Source organism: Streptomyces sp. NPDC017943, from assembly GCF_044328425.1.
GTDB classification, from domain to species: domain Bacteria; phylum Actinomycetota; class Actinomycetes; order Streptomycetales; family Streptomycetaceae; genus Streptomyces; species Streptomyces djakartensis_A.
Window position 1 is genome coordinate 315,075 of record NZ_JBIRHH010000006.1, and the last position, 18,166, is coordinate 333,240.

Below are 18,166 nucleotides of genomic sequence, written 5' to 3' on the forward strand. Positions count from 1 at the left end.
TCGAACTGGGTCACCGGTGCGGACGAGGGGGCCACTCGAAAGCCTCACCGGCGGTGGCATGAATGCCTTTCATATGACTGAGTGTCAGTAAGCGGAGACGAGCGAAAGGGGCGCCCATGGCCACACGGCAGCGACGCGCACGGTCCCGGCGGCTGGCATTCGTCGCGGCGGCGGTGGCCGCGACAGCGGTCCTGGCGTCCGGCCAGACCACCGCGGCGGGCGCGGGAACGGCACGGACCGACGAACCGGCACCGCCATCGGTGACGGCCACCCCGGCGGCCCCCACCCCCACCGCGTCCGCCCCACCCGCGCGCACCACCCCGGCCATCGGCGCCTACCTCGACTACGGCCCCCGCGGCGTGGCCCGGATGGCGCAGCTGAGCACCTGGCTCGGCGGCGCGGACCTGCGCGTCGGGCACACCTACCTGCCCGGCGACCGCTGGAGCAACATCGAGGGCCGCCCCGGCTTCCTCGACGTGTGGGCCAACTGGCGCCGCGAGCGGCCCGACCGGCTGCTCGTCCTCAACGTGCCGATGATGGAGCGCAACGAGGAGGGCGTGTCCGACCGCGAGGTGCGCCGGCTGCTGCGCGAGGCCGCGGCCGGCCGGTTCGACCACCACTTCCGCGCACTCGGCGAGCGGCTGGTCGAGCTGGGCGTACCGGACACCGTCCTGGTCCTCGGCTGGGAGATGAACGGCATCACCTACACCCACCGCTGCGGGCCCGACCCCGAAGCGTGGAAGCAGTACTGGAACCGGATCGTCACCACCATGCGCGCGGTGCCGGGCCAGAAGTTCCGGTTCGACTTCACCCCGAGCCGCGGCCGCGACGCGGTGCCCTGGACGGAGTGCTACCCGGGCGACGACACCGTCGACATCATCGGCCTGGACGCCTACGACCAGCCGCGGGGCATGGCCTTCGAGGAGCAGGTGTCGGAGCCGTACGGGCTCCAGCACCACGTGGACTTCGCCAAGGCGCACGGCAAGGCCATCTCGTTCCCCGAGTGGGGACTGTTCCGCAACGGCGACAACCCCGAGTACATGAAGCGCATGCTCGCCTGGATGGACGAGCACAAGCCGCTCTACCAGACGCTCACGGACTACTGCCCCCACGGCGTCTGGCAGTGCGGGGCCAACCCCCGGGCGTCGGAGGTCTACCGGTCGTTCCTCTTCGGCCGCAAGGACCCGGAACCGGCCCCCACCACGCCGACCGCACCCCCCACGCCCACCGCACCCCCCACGCCCACCGAACCGGCCCAGACCCCGGCCCCGACCCCGACGCCCACACCCCAGCCGAGCACGCCGCGGCCGCAGGACTGCTCGCCGCTGAACCTCGGCGACTGGGTGGAGTACTGGATCGGCGGGAAGCTCTGCCTGCGCCTCGACTGGATGCCGCGCACCACGCGCTAGCCCGGGACAGGACATGCGTGCCGCGGCGGCGGGCCCGGTCAGGGCCGGCCGCCGCGGTCGCGTTCGCGCGGTCCGCGCAGCAGCTCCTTGCCGTGCCGGCGGGCCGTCGCGTCGCACAGGGCGGCGGCCAGCAGCGGCGCCGTGTGCCGGCGGGCCAGCAGCAGCCGCTGGTTGACCACCGCCCGGGGACGCCAGTGGTGCTTGTAGGGCTCGTTGCCGCGCAGCAGGCTGAGCGTGCCCGGGACGCCGTCCTTGACGTGCGTGGCCGTCGAGTCCAGCAGCATCGCCGCCACGTCCGCCTTGCGCTCGCGCAGCACCGGGTGCGCGCCGTACAGGTAGCCGCCCGCGAGGCGGGGCGAGAGCAGGGTGACGTCGACCGCCACGACCTCGCCGTCGAGCCGGAACTCGGTCACCACCGCGTCCCCGGAGCACACCATCGCGCCGACCGCCCGCACCAGGTGCTCGCGGAACCTGGGCCGCAGATGTTCCGACGTCACCTTCCGCCCCTGCCACTGGAGCCGGTGCAGCTCCAGCAGCCGCACCAGCGCGGCCTCGACCCCGCCGGGGGCGACGACATGGCGCTGGACACCGAGCGCGTCCAGCTTGCGCAGCTTGGCGCGCAGCCGCTGCTGGGTCCTGGACGGCAGCCGGGCGATCAGCTCGCTCATGGGCGCGGCCGGCAGTTCCAGGCACACCGAGTCGTCCACCCGCCGCCGGGGCCCGGGCCACTGCTCGTAGAGCCGCTCGGCCGCGCCGCCCGGCCGGACCTCGCGCAGGTCGATCAGCGCCCCGCGGGCCACGTCCGACAGCGCGCCGGACAGCACGGCGAGCGGCTCGTCGCCGTGCTCGTCGGCCAGCAGCACGTCCCCGTAGTCGGAGACCGCCCCGCCCAGTGGCACCAGCGCGGGCAGCGGACGCCGGACGCGCATCAGCGGGGCCGCCGCGGCCAGTTCGCCGCCCGCGGCGCGCACCAGCACCAGCCGCAGCCGGGCGTGCTGCCCGTAGGACCGCCACCACGAGTGCAGCCAGGCGTGGCTCTGGAACGGGGTGGCGCAGGCGCAGTGCCGGTACAGCCGGTTCCAGTCGTCGGCCAGCCCCGCGAAGTCCCGCTCGTCGGTGACCAGTTCGGCGCGGTACGTCACAGTTGCCGCTGCGCGTCGGCGGCGAAGGCCGGGCCGGGCACGGAGGCCGGGCGGCCGGGGCGCCCGGTGACCCGCCGCGGCCGGACCAGCAGCGCCAGCCCGCCCAGCAGCCCGCCCGCGCTCGCCCCGACCAGGCCGGTCACCCCCGCGGACGCCGAGGACGGTTCGTCCGGGCTCACCGCGCGGGCGAACTGCCGCAGCTCGACGTGGGTGGACGGCTCGGCGTCCTCGGCGTGCCGGGTCAGCGCCCGGGCCACGGCGTTGGCCATGTCGGCGGCCTGTTCCGGGCGCTCCGAGGTCGCCGTGACCGCCACCATCGGCGCGTCCGGCGAGGTCGCGGTCCGGACACCGCCCCGCAGGGTCTCCACGGGGACGCCCGCCCACACCTGTGCGTCCCCGAGCACCGCGAGCTGGGTGGCCACCCGGCCGTAGGCCTGGGCGAAGCCGAGGGCGGTGGAGGTGTCGGACTTCGCCGTCGGCACGGCCACGACATAGCTGGTCGCCGTGTACTCGGGGGTCCGGACCAGTCCGTAGGCACCCCCGAGCAGACCGCCTGCCACGGCCCCGGCCGCGAGCAGGGACCAGGGGGGCAGGGTCCGGGTGAGGGCGGAGGCCTGGCGGTGCTGCCGTGCGGGGGTGTCGGTCATGAGGTGCGGGCTTCCTGGGGCGGGGCGGGCAGGGGACGGGCGACCGCGGCGGCGTAGACGTCCATGAGCCGGGCGGCGCTGCGGGTGATGCAGTAGTGGCGGGCGGCCTCGGGCACCGAGCGCGGCCCGGGCCCCTGCCGGCGTACGTCCGCCAGGGCCCGGGCGTACGCGTCCGGGCCGCCGGTGACGTGCCGGGCGGTGGGCGCGGCGGACGCGGGCAGGTCCTGCAGAGCCGGGCAGGAGGCGTAGAGCACCGGCAGCCCGGCCGCCAGCGCCTCCACGACGGCCAGGCCGAACGCCTCCTCCGGGGACGGGGAGGCCAGGACGTCCATCGCGGAGGTCAGCGACGGCAGGTCGGGGCCGGGCGTGCCGTCGGGGACGTAGGGGCGTTCGCCGGTGAACAGCACCCGGTCGGCGACCCCCGCCGCCCGGGCGGTGCGGCGCAGCACGTCCTCCTCGGGGCCGGCGCCGACCAGCAGCAGCCGGTGGTCGGCGGGCAGGTGGGCCAGCGCCCGGATCAGCGTCCCGAAGCGCTTGCCGGGGGCGAGGCGGCCGACCGCGCCGACGACGTACGCGTCGTCCGGCAGGCCCAGCCGGCGGCGGGTCTCGGCGCGGCGGGCCGGGTCGTAGCGGAAGCGGGCCACGTCGATGCCGTTGGGCACGACCTCGATGCGCGGGCCCGGCACGCCCCAGCGCTCCAGGCGCTCGGCGACCGTGGGGGACACGGCGACCGTGGTGCGGCCGAGCCGCTCGCCCGCCAGGTACAGGGCACGCACCCCGGCGTTCAGGGGCCGCCCCTCCATCTGCGAGTCGCCCAGGGAGTGCTCGGTGGCGACGACCGCCCGGACGCCCGCCAGGCGCGCGGCGATCCGGCCGTACAGGCACGCGCGGTACAGGTGGGTGTGCACGAGCTGGTAGCCGCCGCGGCGGATGAGACGCACCAGCCGGGGCAGGGCCGCCAGGTCGCGGTTGCCCGCCATGCCGAGGTGGTGCACCCGCACCCCGTCGGCGGCCAGCCCGGCCGCGACCGCGCCCGGGTTGGTCAGCGTCACCACGTCGCAGTCGACGGGCAGGTGCCGCAGCAGCAGCCGCAACTGCTGCTCGGCACCGCCCACGCCGAGGCCGGTGATGATGTGCAGGGCCTTCACCGCGGCTCCTGGACGGCTCGGCGGCGCAGCCGGTGCAGCCGGTACTTCAGGAACAGCCGTACGCCGGTGTCGTTCTGGCCGATGTGTACCCGGGGCAGGGCGTGCGGACCGCCGAGGGGGCCGGGGTCGATCGCGCAGCCGTAGCTGTAGCCCGCCGCCCGCACGGCCTCGACGGCCCGGGCGTCGAGCGTGCCGTACGGGTAGCAGAAGCCGGCGGGCGCGGTGCCGGTCAGCTCCGCGAGCACGGTCCTGCTGCCCTCGGTCTCCGACGTCAGCGTGGCGTCGTCGGCCTTGGTCAGGTCCACGTGGGTCAGCCCGTGCGAGCCGATCTCGACGCTCTCGGCCGCGGCCTGCCGGACGCCCTCCGCGGTCAGCAGCCGCTTGCGCGGGCCCAGCGGGTCCCAGGCGTTGTCGCCGCCGAGCCGGCCCGGCAGCACGAACAGGGTGGCGCCGCAGTCGTGCCGGCGCAGGACGGGCAGGGCCTCGGTGACGAAGTCGGCGTACCCGTCGTCGAAGGTGAGCCCGACCAGGCCGTGGCCGGCGCCCCGGGCCCGGGCGGCCAGCAGGTCCGCCATGGACACCCCGCGCAGACCGCGCCGCCGCAGCCAGTGCAGCTGGCGGTCGAGCCGCTCGGGCGAGACCGTCACGCGGTACGGGTCGTCCGTGGGGTCGCCGACGGAGTGGTACATCGCCACGAACAGGGCCGGGCCGGGTGCGGCGCCGGTTCCGGGTGCGGAGTCGGTTGCGGCGCCGGCCCCGGCGTCGGGGGAGTCAACGGGTGCGGCCATGAGGGAGCCTTCGTGAGACGGAACGGAGGGACTGCAGCGCGGTGACGCAGCCCTGGTCGCCCAGGGCGCGGCCGAGCGGGAGGAAGACGACGGCGACGGTGACGGCACCGGCGGCGAGACCAGGCACGGGCGAGCCGGACCGGCCGGCCGCCCAGGCACCGGCGAGAGCCGCGGGCAGCGCCGCACCCACCGACCGGGCCAGTGCGGACCGGACCCGCCGGGTGCGGACCGGGACGCCGCGCGTGGCCAGTCCGGCGAGCAGCAGCACGGCCGTGACGGTGATGCCGGCGGCGTTGGCGGCGGCGATCCCGCGCACGCCCCACGGCCCCACCGTCCACACGCCCGCCACGGCCGTGACGGCGAGGCCCGCGGCCATCGCGCCGAGCGGGAACCAGGTGACCCGCCCGGCCGAGAAGTAGGAACGGATCAGGGCGCCGACCAGGGTGTGCGCGAGGAGGCCCAGGGCGTAGACGCGCATCACCTCGACCGTCGCCGCGGTGTCCCGGGCGGTGAACGCACCGCGCTGGAGCAGCAGTTCGACGATCTGCGGGGCGCAGGCCACCACCACCGCCCCGCCGGCCAGCACCATCGAGGCGGCCAGCGCGAGGTCGCGCTCGACCCGGGAGCGGGCCCGCTCGGTGTCCCCGTCGGCGAGGGCCCGCGCGACCACCGGGAAGGTGACCGTGCACAGCATCAGCGACAGGGTCATCGGGATCTGGGTGATCTTCTGCGCGTAGTTGAGGTGCGAGATGGCACCGGCGGGCAGCGTGGAGCCGAGGAACCGCTCGACGAGCACCTGGGACTGGCGGCACAGCGCGAACAGCAGGACCGCGGCCAGCAGCGCGACCCCCATCGCCCGCCCCTCGCCCGTCCCGGCGGGCGGCTGCGCGAGCGGAACGCCCTTGTGGCGCAACTCCCGCCACAGCACCGGCACCTGCGCCAGCACCATGAGGCAGCCGCCGACGGCCACGCCGGCCGCCGCCGCCCGCACGCCCCACCGCCCGCCCAGCACGAGCACGGCGGTGATGATGCCGGTGTTGTACGCGACGTAGATCGCCGCCGGGGCGAGGAACCGGCGGTGGGCGCGCAGGGCCGCGCTGCAGTAGCCGGCGAGCCCGAACGTCAGCACGCAGGTGGCGGTGAGCCGGGTGCAGTCGACCGCGAGCCCGGGGTCGGGCAGCCCGGGCGCCAGGACGGCGACCAGCTGCGGTGCGAGCACGGCCAGGAGCGCGGCCACGGCGGCGAAGGCCAGGGCCAGCCGGGGCAGCGTGTGCGCGACGAGCGAGCGGACGGGGTCCCCGGCGGCGCCCCCGGCACGCCGGGCCAGGGCCATGCTGAACGCCGGGATGAGGGCGATCGCCAGCCCGTCCTCGATGAGCAGGGTGGCGGCGAACTCCGGCACGGTCCACGCCACGAGGAACGCGTCCGTCGCGCTCCCGGCCCCGAACATCCGCGCCAGCGACTGGTCCCGCACCAGCCCCAGCAGGGCTCCCGCCGCCGACAGCACGGCGGTGAGCGCGGCGGCCCGGGCGAGGAACCCCCGCGTGACGGGCGCGTCGGCAGCGCCGGGGGCGGAAGGCGGGACGTCGCCGGAGACCGGACGCCGGACCGGCGGACCCGCGGCCGGGCAGGCACCGGGCCCGTCCGCCGTGACGGGCATGCCCGGCCCTCCGGGGAGCGGCGCCCCTCCGCTGGCCGCGGCCGGCTCGCCCGCGGTGGCTTCCCGTGGGCGGGCGGCCGGCGGGATGCGGGGGGTCGCCGAGGGGGTCTGGGGCGCTGGTCCGGTGGTCGGATCGGGTCGGGCAGGTGAAGCCGGTCCGACGGTCGGAGCGGGTCCGTGGGCTGGAGCGGGTCCGGCGGGTGAAGTCGGTCCGGTGGGCGGGGTCGGGTCGGTTGCGGTGGCCTCCCGTGGGCGTGCGGTGGTCGGGATGCGGGGGGTCGCGGAGGGGATCCGGGTTGCTGGTCCGGTGGGTGAGGTCGGAGCGGGCCCGGCGGGCGAAGCCGGTCCGGTGGTCGGAGCAGGTGCGGCTGGTGATGTGCCGGTGGCCGGGGTGGGTCCGTGGGCTGGAGCGGGTCCGGCGGGTGAAGTCGGTCCGGTGGGCGGGGCCGGGTCGGCTGCGGTGGCCTCCCGTGGGCGGGCGGCCGTCGGGATGCGGGGGACCGCCGAGCGGCCCCAGGTCGCCGGCGCCGGGCCCGGGAACCCCGTTCCGCCGCCCGCGCCCGTCTGTTCTGGCGTCACCGTCATCGTGCCGGCGCCTCCTGTACCGCGCCCCGGGCGTCCGGGGCGGTGGCGGTGGGCCCGGCCGCGGCGAGACCCGTCCGGTCGGACAGGCCCCACCACGCCGCCAGGCCGAAGCACATCGCCGTCAGGACGGTCGACGGGCCGCCGATGTCCGCATAGGCGAAGTCGGTCAGCTGCCACACCAGGAGGCCGGAGGCGACCAGGCCGCAGTCCAGGCCGGGGCCGGCCGCGCGGCGAGTGCGCCACAGGGCGCGCACCGCGCACAGCAGCAGCGCCAGCCAGCTGCCCGCCAGCGCCAGCAGGCCGATCAGCCCCTGCTCGGCCAGGACCAGCAGGTACATGTTGTGCGGGGACAGCAGCGGCTGCTTGCGGAAGGCCGCCCCCGCGCCCTCCGTGTCGCTGCCCGCGGACAGGGCCAACGACGAGTGCCCGTCCCGGTGTTCGGGGAAGCCCTTCAGGCCGACACCGGCCAGCGGGTGCTCGCCCCACATGCCCGTCGCCGCCGCCCACATGGTGTACCGGTCGGTCACCGACTGGTCGGGCGCGTCGGCGACCCGCGTGATGCTGCTGATCCGCTCCTGCAGCATCGCCGTGCCGACGCCGAAGCCGCCGACCAGGATCACGCTCGCCGCGGCCACCACGGCCCCGGCCGACAGCGCCCGCCGCAGCCCGGACAGCAGCAGTTGCGCCACGCACGTCACCGCCGTCGCGATCCACGCCCCGCGGCTGAAGGACACCGCCAGGGGCGGCAGCAGCAGCAGTGCGCAGACGAGGGCGATCACCCGCTGCCGCACCGGCGCGCTGCCCAGCGCGAGACCCACCGCGCAGACCAGCCCCAGCGAGACGACCGTGGCCATGCCCATCACGTCCTGCGCCCCGAACGTGCCCACGGCCCGTACCGGCCGGCCCTGGTACGAGGCGCCGGTCGCGGTCGCGTACTGGTGCACGCCGACGGCCCCCTGCCACACCGCCAGCCCCACGAACGACCAGGCCAGCAGCCGGAAGTCGGCCCGGTCCCGCAGGAGCAGCAGCACGGACAGCGGCACCAGCACGAACACCTGAAGGTAGCGGCCGAGGCCGACGAGCCCCTCGCCCGGCGACACCGCCCCGGCCGCGGCGACGGCGACCCCCAGCACGGGCAACCCCAGCACCACCGCGGCCGCGGGGGACAGGGGCCGCCGGCGGTCCCGGACGAGACGGACCGCGCAGTACAGCACGACCAGCGCGGACACCGCGTCCGCCGGGCCCGCGCCGCCCTCGCCGCCCGGCCCCAGCGGCAGGGCGAGCAGGGCGACGACGGCCAGCAGGGGGAGAACGGGCGCGTGCGCCCCGACCCGGGTCATGCGCGGTCAGCTCCCCGTCGGACGTACGAGCGCCGCCGCCGTGCGCAGCAGGATGCAGACGTCCCGCCACAGCGACCAGTCGTCGATGTACGCGTTGTCGAACCGGGCGCGGTCCTCGATCGAGGTGTCGCCGCGCAGCCCGTGCACCTGCGCCAGGCCCGTGACGCCGACCCGGACCCGGTGGCGGGCGGCGTAACCCGGGTAGGTCTGGCCGAACTGGGCGACGAAGTAGGGGCGTTCGGGCCGCGGTCCGACCAGGCTCATGTCGCCGCGCAGGACGTTCCACAGCTGGAGCAGCTCGTCGAGGGAGGTGCGGCGCAGGAACCGGCAGAACCAGGGCATCTGGCGGTCGTTCGCCACGCTCCACCGCGTCGCCGACTCGTGCTCGTCGACCGGGCGGTGGGTGCGGAACTTCAGCAGCGTGAAGGGCCGGCCGTCCTTGCCGATGCGCTCCTGCCGGAAGACGACCCCCGGACCGCCGGTCAGCCGCAGCACTGCCGCGCACACCAGCAGCAGCGGGCTGACCAGCAGGAGCAGCGTCCCGGACACCACGACGTCCAGGGCCCGCTTGCCGATGCTGCCGCGCAGCCGCGCTCCGAGGTCGAGGCGGCGGCAGGGGAACCCGGCGAGCCGGTCCCCCGACCGGCTGGAGGGCACGTCCGGGTCGATCTCCCACACCGTGCAGCCCGACTCGGCCAGCGCCCGCAGCAGCGGCCCGTGCGAGGCCCGGGCCGAGGTCCGCACGGCCAGCACCTCGCGCACCCCGTTCTGCACGACCGCCCGCTGCACCTCCTCGCCCGTGGTCAGCACGGGCAGCCCCGCGCTGCCGTCGGGTTCGTCGGTGACGACCCCCACGGGCCGCACCCCGTAACGGGGGTGGCGCAGGACGGCGGCGGCCACGCGCTGCGCGGTCGCCACCGGTCCGACCACCAGCGCGGCCTGCGGCCGGTGCAGCAGTTCGGCCCGCCGGTAGGCGTGCACGGCGGCCCGCCCCGCGCAGCAGACCACCGTCTGGAGCAGCATCCCGGTGGCCAGCGTCCACAGGGACAGCGCGTGCTGCGGCACGCAGGCCGCCGTGAACACCCCGAGCGCCAGCCAGGCCACCGCGATCCGTCCGCTGACGGCGGGCAGTTCGTCGAGCAGCGCGGGCAGCCGGGCGGGGCGGTGGGAGTGCAGCAGCAGCGACGCGGCCACCAGGACCGCCAGCAGCAGCGGGTGGCGCTGGGTGCCGGACAGCGCCAGCCCGCCCAGGACGGCGGCCGTGCCGTCGGCGGTGAGCAGCGGAAGCGGTGACGCGGCCCGCACCGGTGGGCGCCGCTCGGGGACGCGGAAGCCGGTCGCGGTGCCGCGCGGCGGCAGCAGCGACACGGGCGGGCGTGCGAGCCGCCGGGGCTGCCCGGTGGGAGGGGGGACGGTGCTTTCCGCGGTCACGAGGCGACTGACTCCCTGCGCTCGGTGGACTCGGCGCGCGCGCCCAGCAGTTCGCGGTACACGTCCGCGACCGCCCGGGCCGTGCGGCGCACGTCGTGCGTGGACAGGACATGCCGGCGCCCCTGGTCGCCGAGGGACCGGCGCAGCGGCGCGTCCAGGAGCAGTTCGGTCACGGCCCCGGCCAGGGCCGCCGGGGCGAGGGCGGGCACCAGACAGTGCGGCGCGAGCCCGGGCGGCAGGCTCTCCCGGGCCCCGCCCACGTCCGTCACCACCACCGGCCGCCCGCACGCCATGGCCTCCAGCGGCGCCAGGGCCATGCCCTCCCAGCGCGAGGGCAGCACGACCAGGTCCGCCGCCTGGTACCAGGGCACGACGTCGGCGACGTCCCCCGCGAACCGCACGGAGGGGGGCGCCAGGGCCCGCAGCCGAGCGTGGTCGGGACCGTCGCCGACCAGCACCAGCCGCGCCCCGGGCACCCGCCGCAGCACCGACTCCCACGCCGTGAGCAGGACGTCCTGGCCCTTCTGCCGGCACAACCGCCCCACGCACATCACGAGCGGCCCCCGGCGTTCGGCCTCCGGCAGCAGGTCCGCCCGTACGGCGTCGGCGCCGGCCGGGCGGAAGCGCTCGACGTCGATCCCGTTGGGCACCACGCTCCACCGCCCGTGCACCCCGGCCGCCTCACCGAGCCGGCGTTCCGCCTCGCTGACGCACACCACCCGGGCCGCCCAGCGGGCCCCCCACCGCTCCCAGCCGCGCGCGAGGGCCGCGGCCGTGCCGCCGACCGCCTCGAACGACCAGGCGTGCGGCTGGAACACCGTCGGGACGCGGCCGCGCAGGGCGAGCCGCCCGGCCAGGCCGGCCTTCGCGCTGTGTGCGTGCACCAGGTCGGGCCGCACCTCCGCGGCGATCCGGGCCAGCCGGCGTGTCTCGGCGGCGGTGGAGCCTCCCGGTGCGCGCGTGGCCGCCCAGTGCCGTACGTCCGCGCCGAGTTCCCCCAGCCGGGCCGCGAGAGGGCTGCGGGGGCAGGCGACGGTGACGCGCAGGCCGTCGGCGAGCTGGGCGCCCACCAGGTCCGTCACGACGCGGGCGACACCGCCGTCCACGGGCTGGGTGATGTGCAGGACCCGCGGCGGAGGGTCGGTCGGTGACAGGTGCATGCGCGGTTTTCCTCGCTCACGGACGGCGCTCGGTACGGCGGGAACGCGCCTGGCTGCCGGGTGCCGACGGCGCCGCGGAGCGCGCCGGCGCACACCGCGTCCCGCTGGCCAACGAGCCGGACGCCCGCCGGTCACCACCGCACGGCAGGGCGTCGCGGAACGTGCTCCCCCCTGGGTGGCCGATCGAAAGAGCGAGCGAGGCACATGCGAGGTGCGCATGACCGGCGAGGCCTTTCACGAAGATGGCGAGGGACCGTCAGAACTGCGCGCGGCAGGGGTGTGCGGGAAGGTGCGCCACTGTAGTGGCCATCCGTACGATCCCGGAGAAACCGGGCGCGGGTGTCGTTGCCGGTGGAGCGGGCTCCGCGGCGACATCACTCCTTTGGCGGCACAACTCGGGTGCACGCCACGCGTTGACACAGCGCCGGGCATCCGCCCGGATGTTTGTGTCAACCCCCAAGGAGCACCTCTCCATGTCGCGTATCGCGAAGGGCCTGGTCCTGACCTCCGCTGCCGCTGCCGCTGTCGCGGGCAGCACCGGCATCGCCGCCGCCGACGCCGGCGCGCAGGCCGCGGCCGCCCACTCCCCGGGCGTGCTGTCCGGCAACGTCGTCCAGGTTCCGCTGCACATCCCGGTCAACGTCTGCGGCAACACGGTCGACATCATCGGCCTGCTGAACCCGGCGTTCGGCAACGAGTGCGAGAACGACTGACGTCGTTCCGGAAACCCTGGCCGGCCGCCCTCCCGTGGGACCCACGCGGGAGGGCGGCCGGTTTCGCGTTGCCCCGAACGGGGGCGGGCGGGCCGCCGGCGGGCGGACCGGGTGCACGCCGCCTCACCAGGGGGGACGGCGCCGGCTCGCGCGGACGCCGCTGACCTGGTGCGTTCGCTCGGTTGCGGAGGTCGGCCACCCCTCGCACGGTGGGCACAAGATCCGACGCCCCACCGAAAGGAACCCCCCATGCGTCTGCCCGCACGGCGAATCGCGACCCCCGCGCTCTGCGCCACGCTGCTGCTCGGGATCGCCGGGCCCGCCGCCGTGGCCGCCGACACCGCCCCGGACCGGGAGCGCGCCCACTCGGCCACCCGGGCCCCCGCCCCCGACGCGGACGCGACGCTGGAGCAGGTCGAGGCGCTCGGCGACCTGGGCGGTGTGCTCACCCCGGTCGCCGATCTGCTGACCGCCGTGCTCCAGGCGGAGGGCGGTCAGCTGCCGCCGTCGCAGGCTGCCGAGCTGAGCACCGGGGTGAAGGACGCCATCGCCCAGGCCACCGCGGTGTCCGGGCAGAGCGCCGGCACGACCGGCACAGCCGCCCCGAGCAGCCCGCTGCCCCAGGCCAGCACCCTGCCCGCCCCGGTCGAGGGACGGGCCGAACTGCCGGAGGACCTGGCGGCCGAGGCGCTGGCCGCCCTGCGCGAGGCCACCGACGTTCTGGTCGCGGCCGTGACCTCCGGCGACACCGCCGAGGTCACCCCGGCGGTCGACCAGGTCGTCACCGGGCTCGTCAACACCGTCGCCGCCACCCTGGTCGGCAGCGAACTTCCCGCCCCGGACCTGGCGGGCCTGTCCGCCCTGCCGAAGGCTCCCTGACGCCACGCCCCCGAACGTCGTGCCGGCCGTCCCCGACCGGCACGACTTTCTGTTTCAGCGACTCATATGAGGTTCTGGTCACGGGGTTTCCGCGCCGCACGCCCCTCGTTAGGCAGGCGTCGGACATTCACCCCACACGGTGACAACAGTCGCCCAGGAAGGACCCCGATGAAGCCTCTGAAGGCCGCCGCCGTCCTCGTCGGTTCCCTCGCCGCCGCAGCCGCCGCCACCCCCGCGCACGCCGCCTACGACCCGGCCACCGTCACGCCCACCAGTCTCAACGGCGCCGTCAACGCGCTCACCCGCGAGCCCATCGACCCGATGCCGCTCAAGCACCAGTCGAACGCCCTGGACACCGAGAACCAGGACTCCGTGCTCAGCACCGTGAAGCACGCGACGACCAAGCTGAACTCCAAGGGCGGCCTGCTCGGCGGTCTTCCGCTGCCGAAGTGACACCGACGGCGCGTCCCGCGGCACGCCCGGCGGACGCCGGAGGGCGTTCGCCGGACCGGGGCGGCGCCTGTCGGACCGGGGCGTTCGCCGGACCGGGGCGACCGTCGTATTACTGCGGCAGTCGGGGGAATTGTGCGCTCGTGCGGTTCCCCGGCTCGTTACTCGGTACGCACGCCGAGCCCCCGACCCAGGAAAGGGACCGCACCCCAGATGAAGTCGACCACCCGAGGAACCCTCGCCGCAGTGCTGACGTGTGTGGCGGCCGCGGCCGGCGCCGCCGCCGCGACCCCCGCCGCCGCGGTCGGCACGGTCCCCGTCCCGCTGCCGCTGGGCGGCGCCGAGAAGGCGCTCGACATGGAGCTGCCCGAGGCCACCGGGCACCTCCCCCTGCCCGTGCCGGGCTCGCCCGACGGTCCCCGCTACGTCGAGGGCCGGCTCCTGCCCGACCGGACCGTGCCGCAGCTGCCCGTCCACGGCGGGCTGCCCGGCGCCGACGTGCGGGCGCCCCTGCCGCACGTCCTCGGTGCCGGCTTCGACCACCTGGGTGTCGACGCCCCCGCCTCCGACCTGCACACCCTCGCCCCGGGCCTGTCGGTCGACGCCCCGCTCGGCGCGCCCAACCCGGCCGGCTTCGGCCTGCCGCAGGCGCAGCTGCCGCAGGTGGGCCTGCTCGCCCCGCTGGTGCAGACCGTGCCGACGGCGGACCTGGGCATCGGCCCCGGCCTCTAGGGCCCGTAGCGCCTGTACGGCCTGTACGACCTGTACGGCCTGTACGGCCTGTAGAGGTGCGCCCCTGACGGGAGTTCTCGTGTGGCCCTCGCGGCGGTGACCGCGGGGGCCTTCGGGCTGTTAGCGCTACGGACACCGACGACGAGCACCGAGCACGAGGAGCACAGGATGGTCACAGCGGCCGGCGGAGTACCGGTGGGAGCCGAGCGGGAAGCGGCGGGGGGGCCGGCCCCGCGGACCCGGCGGGGTCTGGTGCGAGGGTTGCTGGCCGTGGCGCTGGGCGCCGCGGCCGTGCCCGTCGTCGCGGCCACCCGGTTCGGGGAGCCCGAGGCCGCGGACGGCGGGAACCCCGACCTGTGGACCGGCGACGGCGGGTTCGAGGAGACCTACCGGGGCCGCCGCATCCAGGGCGTGCCGCTCGTCCCCGAGCAGGCCTCCGGGGACGAGCAGTGGCACGTCACCGTGGACGGCCGGCCGCTGCACCTGATGCGCCGGGCCGACGGCACCTGGCTGAGCATGGTCGACCACTACCGCTCCTACCCCACCCCCCTGGCGGCGACCCGGGCCGCCGTCGACGAACTCGGCCCCGGGCAGCGCCTGCGCGACCTGCCCGGCCACGGCCCGGGTCAGCGGGACGGGGGAGCGCATGGCGTACACGCGTAAGGACGTCAGCACACTCACCGGCAGCGAGAAGCGCCGGTTCGTCAACGCGCTGCTGGAGGTGAAGCGGCGCGGCGAGTACGACGAGTTCGTGCGCACGCACATCGAGTACTACGCCTCCGACGGCGAGGACGGCCTGCGCACGGCCCACATGGCGCCCTCCTTCCTGCCCTGGCACCGGCAGTTCCTGCTGGAGCTGGAGACGGCCCTGCGGCGGGTCGACGCGTCGGTGTCGGTGCCCTACTGGGACTGGACGCGCAACCGCTCGGCCACGTCCACGCCCTGGACGGACGACCTCCTCGGCGGCACCGGCCGGCGCTCCGACCGCCGGGTGACGACCGGGCCGTTCGCCTACGCGCAGGGCAACTGGACCATCAAGGAGGGCGTCACGGACGAGGAGTTCCTCACCCGGGACCTCGGCCGCGCCCGCGACCCGATCCAGCTGCCGACGAAGAGCGAACTGGAGCAGGCCCTCAAGGACCCGGTCTACGACGTCTCGCCCTGGGACTCCACGGTCCGCAAGGGCTTCCGCAACAAGCTGGAGGGCTGGGGGAGCGGGCGGGGCAGCGCCTCCTGGCTCAACCACAACCGCGTGCACCGCTGGGTCGGCGGGGCGATGGTGGGCGGGGCCTCCGTCAACGACCCGGTCTTCTGGCTGCACCACGCCTTCGTCGACCTGGTGTGGTCCCGCTGGCAGCAGCGGCACCGCGAGCACCGCTACCTCCCGGCGAAGCCGCCCGGGCGGGGCAGCGCGCAGTACCGGCGGGTCGTGGCGCGGCACGAGCGGCTCCCACCCTGGGACCTGACACCGGACCAGTTGGAGGACCACGGGCGGATCTACCGGTACGCGTGACGCGTCCGGACGTCCCGCACGCGAGAGGAGCCCCGGCGCGTCAGGTGCCGGGGCTCCTCGTCGTGCACAGGCTGTGCACGGGGGTGCGTGCGGATCAGTTGCCGTACCCGTAGCCACCGTCGTGGTGCTTGGGGTCGTCCTTGTTCTCGCACTGGTTGCCGAACGCCGGGTTGAGCAGCCCGATGATGTCGACCGTGTTGCCGCAGACGTTGACCGGGATGTGGACCGGCACCTGGAGGATGTTGCCCGACAGGACGCCCGGCGACCCGACGGCCGCGCCCTGGGCACCCGCGTCGGCCGTGGCCAGCCCGGCCCCGCTCAGTACCACGGCACCCGTGCCCAGTGCCACGCCGGCCGCCTTCGCGATGCGAGACATCACGTACTCCTTCTGATCGGTGAGCACGGGGGCAGGTGGCGCCACCGTGCTTCCCGTTCAACGCGCCCGCTGACGGAGGGTCACGGCGATCATGGCCGGATCACCCGTCCTGAAGGCGGACGGGGCCGGAAGGCGCCGTGCTCATGGCGACTCGGGCCGCCTCGGGGCGGCTGAGGGCGCCGGGTCCAGGCAGCTCAGGGGAGCCGGCGCACGGGGGAGCCGTCGAGGAAGGCGCGGATGTCCTCGACGGCGTGGCCGTAGTAGGTGGCGTAGTTGGCGCGGGAGACGTACCCCAGGTGCGGGGTGGCCAGCAGGCGCGGTGCCGTGCGCATCGGGTGGTCCGCGGGCAGCGGCTCGACGTCGAAGACGTCGACCCCGGCTCCGGCGATGCGGCCCGAGCGCAGCGCGTCGAGCAGGGCGTCCTGGTCGACGATCGCCGCGCGCGAGGTGTTGACCAGGTAGGCGGTCGGTTTGAGCAGGGCGAGTTCGGCGGCGCCCAGCAGGCCGCGGGTGCGGTCGCCGAGGGCGAGGTGGACCGAGACGAAGTCGCTGTCCGCGAGCAGCTCCTCCTTGGACGCGGCGAGTTCGACCCCCACCGCGCCGGCGCGCTCACGGGTGAGGTTCCGGCTCCAGGCGCTCACCCGCATGCCGAAGGCGAGGCCGACCTGTGCCACCCGGGAGCCGATCTTCCCCAGGCCGAGGAGGCCGAGCCGGCGGCCGAACAGATCGGCGCCGACCGTGCTCTGCCAGGGCCCGTCGGAGCGCAGGGCGTTGCTCTCCTCGACGATGCCGCGGGCGAGGCCGAGCAGCAGCGCCCAGGTCAGTTCGACCGGCGGGGTGGAGGAACTGGCCGTGCCGCACACCGTGACGCCGTGCGCCTCGGCGGCCGCGTAGTCGATGACCGAGTTGCGCATCCCGGAGGCGACGATCAGTTTCAGCCGGGGCAGGCGGGCGATCAGCGAGCCGGGGAAGGGGACGCGTTCGCGCAGGGTCACCACGATGTCGAAGCCGGCCAGGGCCTCGGCGAGGGCGTCCTCACCGTCGAGGTGCCGGCCGAACGACACGACCTCGACCTCGTCCGCGACCGAGGACCAGTCGGCGGCCTCGCCCGCCACGTCCTGGAAGTCGTCGAGCACAGCACAACGCAACCGCACGCGTCGCCCCTTTCCCTGGTGTTTCTCGAGACCGCCCCGCCCGACGCCGTCGACGTCAGCCTGTGAGCAGCTTCGGATACGGGCACGGCTCCAGGCCGCCGTGGAGCCCGTCCGACCATCTCCACCAGACGTGCCGGCTGCCGCAGGCCGAGACCGCGCGGCAGACGCGCCGTCCGTCCTCCTCGCGCCTGGCGAGGACCATGGCCCCGATGGTGAGGCGTCCACCGCACTGGGGGCAGGTCTGCGGTTCTTCGCTCGGCATGGCGTGGAGCATATAGGGGGCGTCCCGGCAGGACTCGAACCTGCACGCGAGCACCGAAGGCGCTGGGTGGGTCCGGGGCTGTGGCCCCGGCTGTCGACACGATCGGGAGAAGTGACCCCTCTCGCGCCGATGTGCATGCGCGGTGCGGATCAGCGCGGGTCGTCGGGCTCCCGCGCCCAGGCGTAGGGCATCGGCTCGTTCGTGTCCAGCACCCAGGGGCTGGGGTACCTGGCGTGACATCCCGTGCACCTAGCGACGAACGTCCCGATCTCGGGGTTCGTCATGATGCTGTAGTGCGCTGACGGCAGCGCGCGCATCACGTAGCCGTTCGCCGTCGTCTCCAGCGCCGGCCACTCGGGCGAGCACGCACACGGCCTCTCCCGCGCGAACGTCTCGTCGCCCGGTGCCTCGTGCGTGTTCCGGAGCGTCGCGAAGAGCTTCCTCAGCGACTTCACGCCGCCTCCCGTCCATTGCCCGGCGCGTCGGCCCCGCGCCCCACGAGCCGCTCAGACTACCGCCGGAGCCCACCCTGACCAGCCTGACCAGCAAAAAGCCCTCCCGGAGGGAGGGCGGAGACGTGCGCCCCCGGCAGGACTCGAACCTGCGGCCAAGCGCTTAGAAGGTGTTGAGCACTTAGCTCTGTACTAACCTGCGGTTTTCCCTGGTCGCGCTCCGCCACATTAATGCAAGGCGCTTGGCCCATCTCCCGGCCCATCCGACCGGGAACCGATCCCCCCGAAGAGGGACCGCCCCGACCCATCGTAGGGCCGGGGCGGC

General features: G+C 75.5%; 19 protein-coding genes. 7 read left to right on the plus strand and 12 right to left on the minus strand.

The window, feature by feature from the left end; all coding sequences use genetic code 11:
- The first annotated feature begins 116 nt into the window (after positions 1-116).
- Positions 117-1,409, plus strand: a complete 1,293-nt coding sequence (locus ACH4C6_RS21460; protein WP_398110182.1) for a glycoside hydrolase family 26 protein — start codon at positions 117-119, stop codon at positions 1,407-1,409.
- A gap of 38 nt (positions 1,410-1,447) precedes the next feature.
- Here ACH4C6_RS21460 and ACH4C6_RS21465 read toward each other — a convergent pair whose 3' ends face one another.
- The 8 genes from ACH4C6_RS21465 to ACH4C6_RS21500 all read right to left on the minus strand — a co-directional run bounded on the left by ACH4C6_RS21465 (position 1,448) and on the right by ACH4C6_RS21500 (position 11,310).
- Entirely contained in the window at positions 1,448-2,551 is a 1,104-nt protein-coding gene (locus tag ACH4C6_RS21465; RefSeq protein ID WP_398110183.1) for a GNAT family N-acetyltransferase, read from the minus strand.
- The gene (locus ACH4C6_RS21470; protein ID WP_398110184.1) at positions 2,548-3,198 is read right to left on the minus strand and encodes a lipopolysaccharide biosynthesis protein; all 651 of its coding nucleotides are present in this window, start codon (positions 3,196-3,198) and stop codon (positions 2,548-2,550) included. The genes ACH4C6_RS21465 and ACH4C6_RS21470 overlap by 4 nt, the downstream gene beginning before the upstream one ends.
- On the minus strand, positions 3,195-4,346 hold the full coding sequence (locus ACH4C6_RS21475; RefSeq protein WP_398110185.1) for a glycosyltransferase: 1,152 nt from the start codon (positions 4,344-4,346) through the stop codon (positions 3,195-3,197). The genes ACH4C6_RS21470 and ACH4C6_RS21475 overlap by 4 nt, the downstream gene beginning before the upstream one ends.
- Entirely contained in the window at positions 4,343-5,134 is a 792-nt protein-coding gene (locus ACH4C6_RS21480; RefSeq protein WP_398110186.1) for a polysaccharide deacetylase family protein, read from the minus strand. The genes ACH4C6_RS21475 and ACH4C6_RS21480 overlap by 4 nt, the downstream gene beginning before the upstream one ends.
- Positions 5,118-6,794, minus strand: a complete 1,677-nt coding sequence (gene murJ, locus ACH4C6_RS21485) for a murein biosynthesis integral membrane protein MurJ (RefSeq protein WP_398110187.1) — start codon at positions 6,792-6,794, stop codon at positions 5,118-5,120. Before murJ ends, ACH4C6_RS21480 begins: the two co-directional genes overlap by 17 nt.
- Positions 6,795-7,375: 581 nt before the next feature.
- Complete coding sequence (locus ACH4C6_RS21490) at positions 7,376-8,719, minus strand: O-antigen ligase family protein (RefSeq protein ID WP_398110188.1); 1,344 nt, start codon at positions 8,717-8,719, stop codon at positions 7,376-7,378.
- A 6-nt stretch (positions 8,720-8,725) separates the two neighbouring features.
- The gene (locus tag ACH4C6_RS21495; RefSeq protein WP_398110189.1) at positions 8,726-10,150 is read right to left on the minus strand and encodes a sugar transferase; all 1,425 of its coding nucleotides are present in this window, start codon (positions 10,148-10,150) and stop codon (positions 8,726-8,728) included.
- Positions 10,147-11,310: a glycosyltransferase family 4 protein gene (locus ACH4C6_RS21500; RefSeq protein ID WP_398110190.1), complete on the minus strand. Its 1,164-nt coding sequence runs from the start codon at positions 11,308-11,310 to the stop codon at positions 10,147-10,149. Before ACH4C6_RS21500 ends, ACH4C6_RS21495 begins: the two co-directional genes overlap by 4 nt.
- Positions 11,311-11,783: 473 nt before the next feature.
- On the opposite strand from ACH4C6_RS21500, the gene chpG reads away from it, so the two are divergent.
- The 6 genes from chpG (at position 11,784) to ACH4C6_RS21530 (ending at position 15,597) form a co-directional block, all read left to right on the plus strand.
- Positions 11,784-12,023 carry a chaplin ChpG gene (gene chpG / locus ACH4C6_RS21505; protein WP_062926927.1) on the plus strand — a complete coding sequence of 80 codons (240 nt, stop codon included), beginning with the start codon at positions 11,784-11,786 and terminating at the stop codon, positions 12,021-12,023.
- Positions 12,024-12,272: 249 nt separating this feature from the next.
- Positions 12,273-12,902: a hypothetical protein gene (locus tag ACH4C6_RS21510; protein ID WP_398110191.1), complete on the plus strand. Its 630-nt coding sequence runs from the start codon at positions 12,273-12,275 to the stop codon at positions 12,900-12,902.
- Positions 12,903-13,070: 168 nt separating this feature from the next.
- The gene (locus tag ACH4C6_RS21515; RefSeq protein ID WP_398110192.1) at positions 13,071-13,355 is read left to right on the plus strand and encodes a hypothetical protein; all 285 of its coding nucleotides are present in this window, start codon (positions 13,071-13,073) and stop codon (positions 13,353-13,355) included.
- 210 nt (positions 13,356-13,565) lie between these two features.
- Complete coding sequence (locus tag ACH4C6_RS21520; RefSeq protein ID WP_398110193.1) at positions 13,566-14,084, plus strand: hypothetical protein; 519 nt, start codon at positions 13,566-13,568, stop codon at positions 14,082-14,084.
- 168 nt (positions 14,085-14,252) lie between these two features.
- Positions 14,253-14,747, plus strand: coding sequence for a tyrosinase family oxidase copper chaperone (locus ACH4C6_RS21525; RefSeq protein WP_398110194.1), 495 nt, complete (start codon positions 14,253-14,255; stop codon positions 14,745-14,747).
- Positions 14,731-15,597, plus strand: coding sequence for a tyrosinase family protein (locus ACH4C6_RS21530; RefSeq protein WP_398110195.1), 867 nt, complete (start codon positions 14,731-14,733; stop codon positions 15,595-15,597). The genes ACH4C6_RS21525 and ACH4C6_RS21530 overlap by 17 nt, the downstream gene beginning before the upstream one ends.
- 94 nt (positions 15,598-15,691) lie before the next feature.
- Here the strand turns inward: ACH4C6_RS21530 and ACH4C6_RS21535 are convergent, their stop codons facing one another.
- The 4 genes from ACH4C6_RS21535 to ACH4C6_RS21550 all read right to left on the minus strand — a co-directional run bounded on the left by ACH4C6_RS21535 (position 15,692) and on the right by ACH4C6_RS21550 (position 17,844).
- Complete coding sequence (locus tag ACH4C6_RS21535) at positions 15,692-15,973, minus strand: chaplin (RefSeq protein ID WP_398110196.1); 282 nt, start codon at positions 15,971-15,973, stop codon at positions 15,692-15,694.
- Between the two features lie 194 nt (positions 15,974-16,167).
- On the minus strand, positions 16,168-17,127 hold the full coding sequence (locus ACH4C6_RS21540; protein WP_398110197.1) for a D-2-hydroxyacid dehydrogenase family protein: 960 nt from the start codon (positions 17,125-17,127) through the stop codon (positions 16,168-16,170).
- A gap of 55 nt (positions 17,128-17,182) precedes the next feature.
- Positions 17,183-17,389 carry a dehydrogenase gene (locus ACH4C6_RS21545; RefSeq protein WP_398110198.1) on the minus strand — a complete coding sequence of 69 codons (207 nt, stop codon included), beginning with the start codon at positions 17,387-17,389 and terminating at the stop codon, positions 17,183-17,185.
- 149 nt (positions 17,390-17,538) lie between these two features.
- Positions 17,539-17,844, minus strand: coding sequence for a hypothetical protein (locus ACH4C6_RS21550; RefSeq protein ID WP_398110199.1), 306 nt, complete (start codon positions 17,842-17,844; stop codon positions 17,539-17,541).
- Positions 17,845-18,166 lie beyond the last annotated feature (322 nt).